Below are 12,059 nucleotides of genomic sequence, written 5' to 3'. Positions count from 1 at the left end.
CTACCGCACGGGCCGATACTCAAAGCCCATTGTGGCACCCCGAGCCCGCGGAAAGAAGCTGCGCCGCGGGGGAGGCGGCCCCCAATGGCTTTCTCATATCGTCTTATGGGCCGTTTTGGCAGATTTGACATATCGATTTCGCGCGGTAGATGTCCCTGTGGTCAAAAAGTGGCAAATATGAGTACTGATATGAAAATAGAGACATTTCATGAAGCCATTTTTGCTCATTTTGCGCAACAGATGTACGCTAATTTGGCTCAACCTTGAGACAAAATGAAGTAATTTCGATAGACCTCGGGTTCAACGAGGCGATTTTGACCCAAATACGCTGTTACTAAACTGGTAACAGTACTCATATTTGGCCTTTTTTGACCACGGGTCCTCTTGTTGGTGTCACACAGCTGCTTCGTGCGGGTATCCTAGTGCCAACGTGTGCCTATCAGAGGAGAGACCATGCTGTTGTCCGGTATCATCGCCGCCCTTACCAGCCTTTTGATTCCCATCATCATTCTGTTGCTACTGCTTCCCAACGCCTGCTATGTCGTTGAACAACAGCATGCCGTGATCATCGAGCGCCTGGGCAAGTTTAACCGCATCGTCAACGCGGGCTTCCACATGAAGGTGCCCGTGATTGACCGCAAGGCCGCCACGGTGAGCCTGCGCACCATGAAAAACGGTTTTGGCATCGACGTTAAGACCCAGGACAACGTGACCATCGGCCTTGAGGTCTCTGCTCAGTACCACGTGAGCTATGACATGGGCGCCGGCCCGGCAGATTCGGGTATCTACAAGAGCTACTACATGCTGCAGGAGCCCGTCGACCAGATGCGTGACTTCATCACCGACGCCCTGCGCTCTTCGATTCCCGTCTACACACTCGATGAGGTCTTTGCCAAGAAGGATGACATCGCCAAGGATGTCAACGCTACCGTTTCCGAGCAGATGGCGCCTACGGCTTCACCCTCGTGTCAACGCTCATCACCAAAATCGCACTGCCGACCGAGGTTGAGAACTCCATGAACGACATCAACGCCGCCCAGCGCAAGCGCGCTGCGGCACAGGAGCTCGCTGAGGCAGACCGCATCAAGCGCGTCACCGAGGCGACCGCCGAGGCTGAGGCTATGGAAAAGGCGGGCGAGGGCATCGCCAACCAGCGCAAGGCGATCGCGCTGGGCATCAAGGACTCGCTCGAGATTATCCAGGAGACGGGTGTCGGCAATGACGAGGCCAACCAACTGTTCATGTTTACGCAGTGGTCCGAGATGATGACGGAGTTTGCTCGCACGGGTAAAACCTCGACGGTCGTGCTGCCGAGCGACTTCTCGCAGTCGGCCTCGATGTTCGAGCAGATGCTGGCTGCCGGTAAGGTTCAGAACGAGTCAAGGGAGTAGACACGCGTGAAATACACCGTCGTTTGTGTCGGTAAGCTCAAGGAGCGCTTTTGGAAGGATGCCTGCGCTGAGTATACCAAGCGCCTAGGTGCCTATGCCAAGGTGGATATCCGCGAGGTGGCCGATATCGATCCGGCTAAGGCGGGCGGCGTGGATGCCGCGCGCGACAAGGAGGGGGCGGCGATTCTTGCTGCCTTGCCGTCTCGAGCACATGTGATCTTGCTGGCTATCGAGGGCAAGGAGCGCTCGAGCGAGGAGCTCTCGGCGAGGCTCGACAATCTTATGCTGCGAGGCAGCAGCGACATTGCCTTTGTAATCGGCGGTTCGGACGGCGTGAGTGATGAGGTGCGCGCCCGCGCCGACGAGATGCTCAGCTTTGGACGCATTACCTTGCCGCATAACTTGGCGCGCGTGGTGCTGCTGGAGCAAATCTACCGCGCCTGCAAGATCAGCCGTGGCGAGCCGTATCACAAATAGGTCGGCAATACGAAACAATGGCGTGGGACAATAGCTTTCGTTTTGAAGAGCGTGTCTGAGAGGACTATGAGATATGAAGATTGGATTTGTCGGTTTTGGCAATATGGCGAGCGCTATGGCCGATGGCTGGATCGCTGCCGGTGTAGCTGCGAGCGACATGTGCGCCTGCGCGGGTCGCTACGACGCACTGGTTGAGCGCTGCGAGGCGCGCGGCATGGTCGCCTGCCACGATGCCGCCGAGGTTGTCGCCGCATCCGATATCGTGGTCGCTGCGGTCAAACCGTACATGATCGAGAAGGTATTCGCCCCGCTCAAGGATGCTCTTGCCAAAAAGGTCGTTCTGTCGGTTGCCTGGACCTGGGACAGTGCCAAGTGGGAGCAGGTCCTGCCGGGCGTCGCGCATATCTCGACGGTGCCCAACACACCGGTTTCGGTGGGCGAGGGCGTCATCGCTTGCGAGAAGGCTTCCACGCTTAGTGATGAGCAGAGCGCCGTGGTGCTTGATCTGCTTGGCAAACTCGGTGCGGTGGTCGAGCTCGATACGAGCCTGCTGTTTGTGGGCGGCACGGTGGGTGGTTGCGCTCCGGCATTTGTCGCCATGGCAATCGAGGCCCTGGGCGATGCGGCGGTCAAGCACGGTATCCCGCGTGCCGATGCCTATCGCATTGTGAGCCAGATGGTGCTAGGTACGGCAAAGCTGCAGCTTGCAACTGGCCAGCATCCTGCGGCGATGAAGGATGCCGTATGCTCGCCCGGTGGTGCCACCATCAAGGGCGTCGTTGCGCTCGAGGACGCTGGCATGCGCAGCGCCCTGGTCAAGGCAATCGACGCAACTCTCCAGTAAAACCGACCAAAAAAAGGACGGGTTTATTTTGGCAGGTATTTTCTGCGGTTTTGTCCTTTTAGCGAAAAGCGCCCCGCAACTGGCTCAATTCCAGTTGCGGGGCGCTTGCGTTTGCCCAGATAAAACAGACCAAAATAAACCTGTCCCTTTTTGGCAGGTTAGTCCCAGAAGCTGTCTTCCTCATCCTCGGACTTGGGTCCGCGGTCGACGTACATCTTATGGGTACGCTTCTCCATTACAAAGGCAAGAATCGCAAATAACAGGATGCCGCCGGCGAAAAGGATGGCAAAACCGGTGCGGGTGCCAAACAAAAAGGAAAAAACTGCGTCCATTGGGTGCCTTCTTGCGTAGTTGAGTTGGGTCGTAAACGCTCATAAGTATATACTTGCCCATACATGTACAAGGTTGCAACCTAAATGGAATGTATATCGCCGGAGGATCTAATGCTTGATATCAAGTTTGTTCGCGAGAACCCCGATGCCATCGATGTCGCCATGGCTAACCGCCAGACGTCTTGGGATCGCGAGAAGTTCTTTGAGCTCGACGACGAGCGCCGTGCCGTCATCACCGAGGTCGAGGAGCTCCAGGCTACGCGCAACGCCGAGTCCAAGAAGATCGGCGCCCTGATGAAGGAGGGCAAGAAGGACGAGGCCGAGGCCGCCAAGGAGGCCGTGCGCGCCGTCAACGAGAAGATTGACGGTCTGGCCGAGCGCCGTACTGCTCTCGAGCAGGAGCAGTACGACTTCATGGCTCACCTGCCCAACATTCCTTGCGAGGCCACGCCGTACGGCAAGGACGAGGACGAGAATATTGAGCGCCGTCGTTGGGGCACCCCGCGCGAGTTCGACTTCGACTTTAAGCCGCATTGGGATCTGGGCACCGACCTCGACATTCTTGACTTCGAGCGCGGCAACAAGCTCTCCGGCAGCCGTTTCACCGTTCTCGGTGGCGCCGGTGCCCGCCTGGAGCGTGCCCTCATCAACTTCTTCCTCGATACGCACACCAGCCGTGGCTTCAAGGAGTGGTGGCCGCCTATCGTCGTCAAGCGTCAGACCATGTTTGGCACGGGCCAGCTGCCCAAGTTCGAGGACGACGCCTATCACGTCTCGGGCGACAACTTCCTGATCCCCACCGCCGAGGTCGTGCTTACCAACCTGCACGCCGGCGAGGTCCTCGATGCCGACACCCTGCCGCGCCGCTACACCGCCTTCACCCCCTGCTTCCGCGAGGAGGCCGGTTCCGCCGGTCGCGACACCCGCGGCATCATCCGTCAGCACGAGTTCGACAAGGTCGAGATGGTCAAGTTCGCTAAGCCGGAGGAGTCCGACGAGGAGCTCGAGAGCATGACCGCCGAGGCCGAGTACCTGCTGCAGCAGCTGGGCCTTCCGTATCGCGTGATTAGCCTGTGCACCGGCGACTTGGGCTTCTCTGCCCGTCAGACCTACGACGTCGAGGTTTGGCTGCCGAGCTACAACGCCTACAAGGAGATCAGCTCCTGCTCCAACTGCGGTGACTTCCAGGCTCGCCGCGCCAACATCAAGTATCGCGACCCCGAGAACTTCAAGGGTTCGCGCTACCTGCACACCCTCAATGGTTCCGGCCTGCCGGCCGGCCGCACCATGGCCGCCATTCTGGAGAACTACCAGAACGCCGACGGCACCATCACGATTCCCGAGGTTCTGCGTCCTTACATGGGCGGCCTCGAGAAGATCGAGCCGGTCGCGTAACTTGCCTGCATAGGGGATATGCAAGGGCGCTCCTTCGTGGGCGCCCTATTTCGTGCGTAGGTCCATACCATGCCGTGCGGACAGCTCAATAGAAAACACACGAACAACTGTTCTGTATACAGCCATCTACCTGCTATGCTTTTGCTAAATAAGAGCGAGAGAAAGGGGACGCGATGGAGCTGTTTGATGATCGGGTGGTTTTGTTTGAGAGCGACGAGGGCGGGGAGTACCTGCTTGTAACGTGTGAGCCGTCTGGCATGGGTGGCCTGGTGCTTCGGCAGACGAGTGAGGGTCCGTTGACCCAATGGTGCTTTGAGGAGTCGCCGCATGTGGTCGAGACCTTTGTGACGCACGAGGGGCTTGTGGCGCTGGAGCACTTCTATGGAGTTGGGACTTCCAACCAGGTCGCGCGCATGCTGAGCATCTCGTTTGCCGATTATGATTGCGCCCAGCGGGTGAGATCGCTCCTGAGGGAACTTGATGCCAAGTTCGACGTGATCGAAAAGCCAATCGATCGTACGGGGAACGGCGGTATATGCGGAGCAGCATGACAAAACTGCGTTCCACAAAAAAGTTTGAGATTGTGCTTGACTCCAATAAGCTAAAGTGGTTTTATATGTCTTGCGCTGCGGCGTTACCTCAGCTGGATAGAGGGTCTGACTACGAATCAGAACGTCATAGGTTCGAATCCTATACGCCGCACCAATCGAACTTAAAGCCTCCGGCAACGGGGGCTTTTCTTTTATGGCAACACCGCATGGATTCGAACCTCAGTCGAGGCGCGAGCGTGAAGCGGACGCGGAGCGTCCGTAGCGAGCGGGCGAGCACGCCGGCAGGCGGGCGAAGCCGGTGCGGATCCGCGCAGCGGATGCGCGGAATCCTATACGCCGCACCAATCGAAATTGAAAGCCTCCGGCAACGGGGGCTTTTCTTTTATGCCGCCGCTGCATGGATTCGAACCTCGGTCGAGGCGCGGGCGTAAAGCGGACTATTTCCTGTCGACTCGTGTAAGATTTCGAGTAGGTGTCGCGGCTCATCCGCGACCGCTCCTTCTCTAGACGACCGATCAGGGTGATATTTCGTGGCAGAGCGTCCGACATACAAGCTCAGGTTTCTCGATCCCAAGAAGCGCTTTCCGGCGATGCCCGAGCAGCCTGCGGGACGCTCATATGGCGTGGTCTGGAAACTCTTTGGCGAGGATCAGCATGAATCTTGTTATGTCGTCGAATTCGTTGGCAAAAGTCATGTGTCGCTTTTGGGCTACGTAAGCGTTTCGGGTGAGGTGTACAAGGTGGACCGCCCCGTCAGCGAGGCTCCGCTGCCCAACGATCCCGACATGGAACTGGTCCTTGACGAGTCGGATTCCAGTATTGGTGAGATTATGGTAAGGAAAGCCAACGGTGCAATGCACGCGTGTGCGCAAACTGCCGGCTCTCCCGAAGGCCCCATGCGCGAGCAGTCCGACCACGAGACATGGAATTCGACCCGCGCCCTTCCTTACGGTGAGTTCATGGCCTCGATGTTCTTGCGCTACGTGATATTTGCCAACTCCGAAAGCGCTATTGTGAACACGGCGGACGTCGGCGGACTCGACGAGGGTATGCAAAACGTTGTCGACAAGATCAAGCTCGTAAAGTTGCCCGAGCCGGTCGAGGTGTTTTTGGGCTTTAACACGTCACCGCTCCCCGATGCTATCGAGACGCTGCTTTACCGCGTTGACCATGCCGAGAATCCGAGCGGTATCGAGCGTTATGCCGCCGCACTTATGAGCGAGGTCGACTTGCCCCGTCTGCGCACCATTGCCGCCAAGTCCGAAATGAGCCTGGCGCGCATCGACCGGTCAAAGCTGTTTTATCTCAATTTTGATCGTAGCCTGCTGGACCAGGACGAGATTGACATGCTGCTTGCCATCGAGTGCCGTCTCAACCGCCTCTCCGGCATCCTTGAGCGCATCGGGGCCGGATTGGCCCCTGCGGCATCCTCGCCGAGCCTTGAGGGCTGCGCGCTCTTTGATTCGTGGCATATCGCCAAGACGACCAACGATGTTCCCCGACTGCTCGATACGGCCTCGAGCGATAACCCGTGGGGCAAACCGGGTACGGTGGCTTGCCAGCCGGGCGGCGAGTGGGACGTGCGCACCCGTTTTGCGCGAATCGTTGAGGCGCTCAACGTGGTCACACGGCTCGACTATACCTATCGAGTAAACGTTGCCGAGGGGATTATGCTCGTTCGGTTTGGGCAGTCTGTCGTTGATGCCATGCCGCAACGTGGATACGACGCTCAAGATGACGCCTGGCGAGAGCTGGACGAGGACACGCGCGCGATCTGGGCCGCGGAGCACGATGCGCGCGTGGCACTCACGCTTGCGGCAGCGTGTTTTGCCGCGGGCACCTGCATCACGCGCTGCTATGTGCAGATTGCTGCTCCCGACAGTGAGCAGGGCGAGCGCGTTGTCGCAACGTATTTCTTTGGGCGCGCGGCCTATCTGGCCGATTGCGTGCCTGTTGCCAAGGATCTTGAGAGCATGGACATGGACGATATGCCGTGCAAGCGTGTGCTTGAGGCGTATGAGTCAACCGCTCCGGAGACGATTGAGCCTGCGGAGGTTCATGCTCGTCCGCGTGATGACCATCGCATACTGCCGCCGGCGTTGCGCGATCTGCTGCTCGCCGATAAGGCTGACGAGTTGGAGGTCATGGAAGAGGACGACGACCCATACGTGGCCCGTGTTGTTGAATTGCGCGAGCAGGCAAAAGTCGACCGTACAGGTGCTTTTGAAGGCTTTTCCCGTCTTGTTGAGGAGTTGGAGGCTAAGTGCGCCGTCGCCGAGCTTTTGGCGACAGGTCCGGTTCAAACGCAGTTTTGTGACAACCAGCTGGTGCGCATGGTGCTACCGGTGTTGGAAGAAGATCGCTCTGTGCGAATCCTCCGTGCGCCCGATGCGCTGTACTTTGCCCAGCACGAGATCTGCAGCTTTTACGCCGAGCAAGAGGACTTTGAACGAGCGCTGCCCGAGGTGCGCCATCTTTACGATCTGGCGCGCTCGTCCATGCAATCGCACTTTGCTCTCATCAACGTGCTTGCGCGTCTGGAGCGCTTTGACGAGATTATCGAGGTGGCGCGCCACGGCCTACGTATTGCCAGCGATCGTTCTGCAATCGGCTACCTGTTCTATCGCTTGGCGTTTGCCTATTGGAATTGCGATCAGCTCGACCTGGCGCTGGCATGTTACCGTCTGGTGCCGCGCGGCGAGGAGTCGGGCAGCAGCGCGCTGGAAGAAATGCAGGGCCTTATGAACGAGATGGGCGTCAGCGAGCCTCCGACGTTCGAGGAAGCGGTCGAGACTATCCGCAAGGCTGGACTCGAGCTGCCGCCAGTGTCCGCCGTGACGAATCAGCTGGCAGATGCCGCTGTTCAACTGGTCGACAACGGCTTCTTTTTCCTGGCACGCGGTTGCATCTTCCAAATGTGGCGCACCATGGGCAACGACGAGCTCGGCTCCCTCAACCGCTCGCTGGGGTAGGCGAAGCTTCCAAGGAGGAAAGGATGCTAGGCAATTAGAAAATTTCCTCTTGCCCATCCTTGGCTGTTTGGTTACTATAGAACGGCTGTTACGGAGAGCTGACCGAGAGGCCGAAGGTGCTCGCCTGCTAAGCGAGTATGCCCCAAAAGGGCATCTGGGGTTCGAATCCCCAGCTCTCCGCCAGTACGAATTTGAAGAAGGGTCCCATTTGGGGCCCTTTTTTTGTGCGGAGAAAGGAGGCTGGGGATTCGAACCCGAGAGGGCACGGGCGTTAAGCAAACGCGAAAGCGTTTGTAGCCCGTGGGCGAAAAGCCGTCAGGCTTTGAAGCCGGAGGGCATGCGTAGCATGTCCGGACATCCCCAGCTCTCCGCCAGTTTAACTTTAAAGAAGGGTCCCATCGGGGGCCCTTTTTTATTATCGAGAAAGGGCGCTGGGGATTCGAACCCTCAAAAAAAGGAGGCATCCTTTCGGACACCTCCTTTCAGCGAGTGTATTGTTCTTCGATCTTACATCTCGGGCGCCTTGGCGACGGTCTCGCTTTCTGCCGTGAGTGGGCGGTTGTCGATGCGGCGGCCCAGGCGGTCGAGCTTCACAAGGAGCCACTCAATGGGATTCGGCCCTGCGCCTTCCTCGTCAGCAACCAGGTCCATGACGGCGATCTTGGTGCCGTCTTGCTTGAGCGTAACGCTGCCCACCTTGTCGCCCACATGCACCGTGCCCGAAAGATCGTCGTAGCTAACCTTTTCGGTCACCTCGCCGGCAAGGGAAAACACGGTCGCTTGCGCCGTGGGGTCGGCGAGCGTGGCGTCGATCGTCTTGTCCGTCCAATCTGTCTGGCTAATGCGTGCCATAAGCGGGTTGTCGTTGGCGGTCTTTTCCTGCGTGTTGGCGATCGCGACCGTCACCTTGTGACCGTAGTACCAATTGGCAAGGGTTGCGGTATCGGTAAAGCGCTGGTCGGTGGTAGTGGAGTTCAAAACGACGGTGTAGATCTCGTCGCCATCGCGGTTGTAGGCACTCGTAAAGCAATAGCCTGCATCGTCGGTGGTGCCGGTCTTGCCACCGATGTTGCCATCTTGGCCCAGCAAATAGTTATGCGTGTCCATGGAATGCGAATGGTCGGTGCCGTCGGCGCCCGTGACCTCGATCCAGGAATCCTCGCTCGCTACGACCTCGCGGATCGTGTCGTTTTTCATGGCCTCCTGCATCATCAGCGCTACGTCGTGTGCGGTTGAGTGCATATCGCCAGCCCACTCATCAAAGTCCAGACCATGCGGGTTTTCAAAAAGCGTACCGGTGCAGCCGAGTTTCTTGGCACGCTCGTTCATGGCCTTCACAAATGTGGCCTCGGCGTCTTTGGTCTTAGGGTCGATTTTCTTGCCCACATATTCGGCGAGCACGATGGCGGCGTCGTTGCCCGAGGGAATCATCAAGCCGCGCAGTGCCTGCTCCACGGTAAGCTCGTCGCCTTCGAGCAAGCCGGCGGTCGAATTACCCACGGTGGCTGCGGCGTTGCTCACCGTGACCTTCTCGTCCATCTTGCAATTCTCGACGGTTAGGATTGCGGTCATGACCTTGGTGATCGAGGCAATCTTGACCTGCTCATCGGCGCCGCGCCCATAGTAGACGGTGCCGTCTTTGCCCATGACGAGGGCATTGGTCGCATCGATATCGGGCAGGTTTTCGGCCGTGATGCCGCGCGCATCGGCGGTTTTGCCGCAAACATTGTCGGTCGTGAGCACTTGGGCGCCGGCGACGGTGGGCGCGCCAGCGGCAAGGGCGATAGCGCAGACAAAGCCGGCGGCAAGCTGGGCTGAGCGCTTAGCAAAAGAGGTGAGGGACTTCACAGATTTCGCTTTCGACGGGATGGTCTCTTCTGAAACTAGAGTATATCGTTTGCCGGCGTCGGCGATCATCGCGTGCGCGCTTGGCCCACATCCGCACCCGAACGGGCACAAGGGTGCTTAAGGCCGACTTAATCACCCACGCTTGTTGTGTGTGGCGTGCGTCGCCTCAGGCATAATGGAGCGCGAGAGGAGCACGCATGAACGAGCGCATTTTGGTAGTTGATGACGAGAAGGCCATCGCCGACTTGGTTGGCATCTACCTTACAAAAGAGGGCTTTGATGTCCAGATTGCCTATAGCGGGGCCGATGCTGCCAAGGCGATTTTGGAGCAGGAGTTCGATCTGGCGCTGCTTGATGTCATGCTGCCCGATATCGATGGGTTTGAGCTGCTGCGTACGATCCGTTCCAGCCATACCTATCCCGTGATCATGCTGACGGCGCGCGATGCCCAGCAAGACAAGATCGGGGGCCTTTCGCTTGGCGCGGACGATTACGTGGTTAAGCCGTTCCGTCCGCTGGAGCTCATCGCGCGCGTGCACGCTCAGCTTCGCCGCTACACCAGCTACGGTAGCCGTGCACAGGCGGCCGAGTCGCCGACCATTCAGCTCGACGGCTTGGAGATCAACCGCGATGCTCGTTCCGTGACAGTGGACGGTTCACCGGTACGCCTCACACCCACCGAGTATTCAATCTTGCTGTATCTGGTCGAGCATCGCGGCAGCGTGGTGGCCGTGGAGGACCTGTTCCGCGCGGTGTGGAGCGAGGATTTTATGCCCGGCTCCAACAATACGGTGATGGTGCATATTCGCCACTTGCGCGAAAAGATCGGCGACGACGCACAAAAGCCACGCTTTATCAAAAACGTCTGGGGCGTCGGCTACATCATCGAATAACGCTTTTCGCTTGTGAGGATCTTGATATGACAAAAGACGATAGGCAAGCGTTCGAGGTGCCCGATCGGCTCTTTGAATACGTGAGGTCGGTCGTCGACAACCGCGCGCTTGCAACGGTGCTGCTCTTTTTGCTGAGCCTGCTGCTGATTGGCATCGACAACATCGTCGGAATCTTGGCGGTGCTGCTTGTCGGCTTTTTGCTGATCGATCGATTTGAGATCGTGTGCCGCTGCGTGGTGATTGGCGGCGCCGCGTGGGCCATGACGTTGGCGATTGGCGCCATGGCGCTCGGCGGCATCGAAGGGCCGGTGCTGTTCGATGCCGGCTTTGTATTCAACATGCTTGGCTTTGTGCTGGCGCTTGCCGCGTGCGTGCTGTTCTTGTGTGGCCGCGCCCTGTACTACCAGGGCTACGAGCAGGGCGAGCAGCATGCCGATTGTGTGCTGGCCGCTCGTATTCAAGATCGCCTGATCGATCACCCCGACACCTGGGATAACATCGACGGCGACTTCTTGGAGGTCGAGGGCGCCCTTAACCGCGTGCGTGACCGTGAGCGCAAGGTGCAGCAAGCTCTGCGTGACGAGTCGCATCGCAAGGACGATTTGGTCACGTACTTGGCACATGACCTACGCACCCCGCTTGCCAGTGTGGTGGGCTATCTTTCGCTGCTGCAAGAGGCTCCCGAGCTGCCGGTTGAGCAACGTGCGCACTTTACGGGCGTGGCGCTCGACAAGGCGCACCGGCTCGATACGCTCATCGAAGAGTTCTTCGATATCACGCGCTTTGACTTCCACGATATCGTGCTCACGCGCGGCTATGTTGATCTGGGGTTGCTGCTGGCTCAGGTGACTGACGAGTTCTATCCCATCCTCAACGAGCAGCATAAGGAAGTCCAAGTTGATATTCGCGAGGACCTGACGGTGCTCGTGGATGGCGACAAAATGGCTCGCGTGTTCAACAACATCATGAAAAACGCTATTGCCTATAGCTATGAGGGCTCGACCATCACGATCGAGGCCAGACGCCGGGACGGCGGTGGCGTGCGCGTGCGCTTTATCAATCAGGGCGATCCCATCCCTGAGGCAAAGCTCAAGGTGATCTTTGAGAAGTTCTATCGCCTGGATGCGGCGCGTGCGACCAATCGCGGCGGCGCTGGACTGGGGCTTGCCATCGCCAAGGAGATCGTATGCGCGCACGGCGGTACCGTTGCATGTGAATCGACGCCCGAACACACGATATTCACCATCGAGCTGCCCGCCGCATAGCCAGTGTGCCCTTACAAACACTTGACAATGCGCTCACGTGCATATGAGCCGCGATTCCTACTATCGATACTGCTGAATTGATATCGATGTG

Annotated in this window: 11 protein-coding genes and 2 tRNA genes; 11 read left to right on the top strand and 2 right to left on the bottom strand. The window is 58.3% G+C overall.

The window, feature by feature from the left end:
* Positions 1 to 453 precede the first annotated feature (453 nt).
* From I2F59_RS09945 to proC, 4 genes are all read left to right on the top strand, one after another.
* Positions 454 to 1,020, top strand: coding sequence for an SPFH domain-containing protein (locus I2F59_RS09945; RefSeq protein ID WP_229065413.1), 567 nt, complete (start codon positions 454 to 456; stop codon positions 1,018 to 1,020).
* Positions 1,017 to 1,391: an SPFH domain-containing protein gene (locus tag I2F59_RS09940; protein WP_229065412.1), complete on the top strand. Its 375-nt coding sequence runs from the start codon at positions 1,017 to 1,019 to the stop codon at positions 1,389 to 1,391. Before I2F59_RS09945 ends, I2F59_RS09940 begins: the two co-directional genes overlap by 4 nt.
* Before the next feature lie 6 nt (positions 1,392 to 1,397).
* Positions 1,398 to 1,868, top strand: a complete 471-nt coding sequence (gene rlmH, locus I2F59_RS08450; protein ID WP_138113986.1) for a 23S rRNA (pseudouridine(1915)-N(3))-methyltransferase RlmH — start codon at positions 1,398 to 1,400, stop codon at positions 1,866 to 1,868.
* Positions 1,869 to 1,941: 73 nt separating this feature from the next.
* The gene (proC, locus tag I2F59_RS08445; protein ID WP_055285927.1) at positions 1,942 to 2,712 is read left to right on the top strand and encodes a pyrroline-5-carboxylate reductase; all 771 of its coding nucleotides are present in this window, start codon (positions 1,942 to 1,944) and stop codon (positions 2,710 to 2,712) included.
* Between the two features lie 158 nt (positions 2,713 to 2,870).
* Here the strand turns inward: proC and I2F59_RS08440 are convergent, their stop codons facing one another.
* Positions 2,871 to 3,044 carry a DUF6724 family protein gene (locus I2F59_RS08440; RefSeq protein ID WP_006235069.1) on the bottom strand — a complete coding sequence of 58 codons (174 nt, stop codon included), beginning with the start codon at positions 3,042 to 3,044 and terminating at the stop codon, positions 2,871 to 2,873.
* Between the two features lie 111 nt (positions 3,045 to 3,155).
* On the opposite strand from I2F59_RS08440, the gene serS reads away from it, so the two are divergent.
* The 5 genes from serS (at position 3,156) to I2F59_RS08415 (ending at position 8,145) form a co-directional block, all read left to right on the top strand.
* Positions 3,156 to 4,439 (top strand): serine--tRNA ligase, encoded by a 1,284-nt coding sequence (gene serS, locus I2F59_RS08435; RefSeq protein WP_040359108.1) that lies wholly within the window; start codon positions 3,156 to 3,158, stop codon positions 4,437 to 4,439.
* A gap of 173 nt (positions 4,440 to 4,612) precedes the next feature.
* Positions 4,613 to 4,990, top strand: a complete 378-nt coding sequence (locus I2F59_RS08430) for a hypothetical protein (protein ID WP_117770522.1) — start codon at positions 4,613 to 4,615, stop codon at positions 4,988 to 4,990.
* 77 nt (positions 4,991 to 5,067) lie between these two features.
* Positions 5,068 to 5,144, top strand: a tRNA-Arg gene (locus tag I2F59_RS08425).
* A 376-nt stretch (positions 5,145 to 5,520) separates the two neighbouring features.
* A complete protein-coding gene (locus I2F59_RS08420) occupies positions 5,521 to 7,962 on the top strand; it encodes a tetratricopeptide repeat protein (RefSeq protein ID WP_195503862.1) in 2,442 nt (813 codons plus the stop codon).
* Between the two features lie 92 nt (positions 7,963 to 8,054).
* Positions 8,055 to 8,145, top strand: a tRNA-Ser gene (locus I2F59_RS08415).
* 324 nt (positions 8,146 to 8,469) lie between these two features.
* On the opposite strand, the gene I2F59_RS08410 is transcribed toward I2F59_RS08415, so the two are convergent.
* Positions 8,470 to 9,810 carry a D-alanyl-D-alanine carboxypeptidase family protein gene (locus tag I2F59_RS08410; RefSeq protein WP_195503861.1) on the bottom strand — a complete coding sequence of 447 codons (1,341 nt, stop codon included), beginning with the start codon at positions 9,808 to 9,810 and terminating at the stop codon, positions 8,470 to 8,472.
* A gap of 197 nt (positions 9,811 to 10,007) precedes the next feature.
* On the opposite strand from I2F59_RS08410, the gene I2F59_RS08405 reads away from it, so the two are divergent.
* Positions 10,008 to 10,703: a response regulator transcription factor gene (locus I2F59_RS08405; protein WP_195503860.1), complete on the top strand. Its 696-nt coding sequence runs from the start codon at positions 10,008 to 10,010 to the stop codon at positions 10,701 to 10,703.
* Positions 10,704 to 10,729: 26 nt separating this feature from the next.
* A complete protein-coding gene (locus tag I2F59_RS08400; protein ID WP_195503859.1) occupies positions 10,730 to 11,968 on the top strand; it encodes a sensor histidine kinase in 1,239 nt (412 codons plus the stop codon).
* Positions 11,969 to 12,059: the final 91 nt, after the last annotated feature.

The organism is Collinsella aerofaciens (assembly GCF_015556945.1).
GTDB classification, from domain to species: domain Bacteria; phylum Actinomycetota; class Coriobacteriia; order Coriobacteriales; family Coriobacteriaceae; genus Collinsella; species Collinsella aerofaciens_AO.
This window is presented reverse-complemented; position numbering and strand designations above follow the sequence as displayed.

Excerpts from the sequence above, each read along its gene's own strand:
- I2F59_RS08400 (WP_195503859.1), top strand. The coding sequence starts at position 10,730 with ATGACAAAAGACGATAGGCAAGCGTTCGAGGTGCCCGATCGGCTCTTT.
- serS (WP_040359108.1), top strand. The coding sequence starts at position 3,156 with ATGCTTGATATCAAGTTTGTTCGCGAGAACCCCGATGCCATCGATGTC.
- I2F59_RS08440 (WP_006235069.1), bottom strand. The coding sequence starts at position 3,044 with ATGGACGCAGTTTTTTCCTTTTTGTTTGGCACCCGCACCGGTTTTGCC.
- proC (WP_055285927.1), top strand. The coding sequence starts at position 1,942 with ATGAAGATTGGATTTGTCGGTTTTGGCAATATGGCGAGCGCTATGGCC.
- I2F59_RS08430 (WP_117770522.1), top strand. The coding sequence starts at position 4,613 with ATGGAGCTGTTTGATGATCGGGTGGTTTTGTTTGAGAGCGACGAGGGC.
- I2F59_RS09945 (WP_229065413.1), top strand. The coding sequence starts at position 454 with ATGCTGTTGTCCGGTATCATCGCCGCCCTTACCAGCCTTTTGATTCCC.
- I2F59_RS09940 (WP_229065412.1), top strand. The coding sequence starts at position 1,017 with ATGAACGACATCAACGCCGCCCAGCGCAAGCGCGCTGCGGCACAGGAG.
- I2F59_RS08405 (WP_195503860.1), top strand. The coding sequence starts at position 10,008 with ATGAACGAGCGCATTTTGGTAGTTGATGACGAGAAGGCCATCGCCGAC.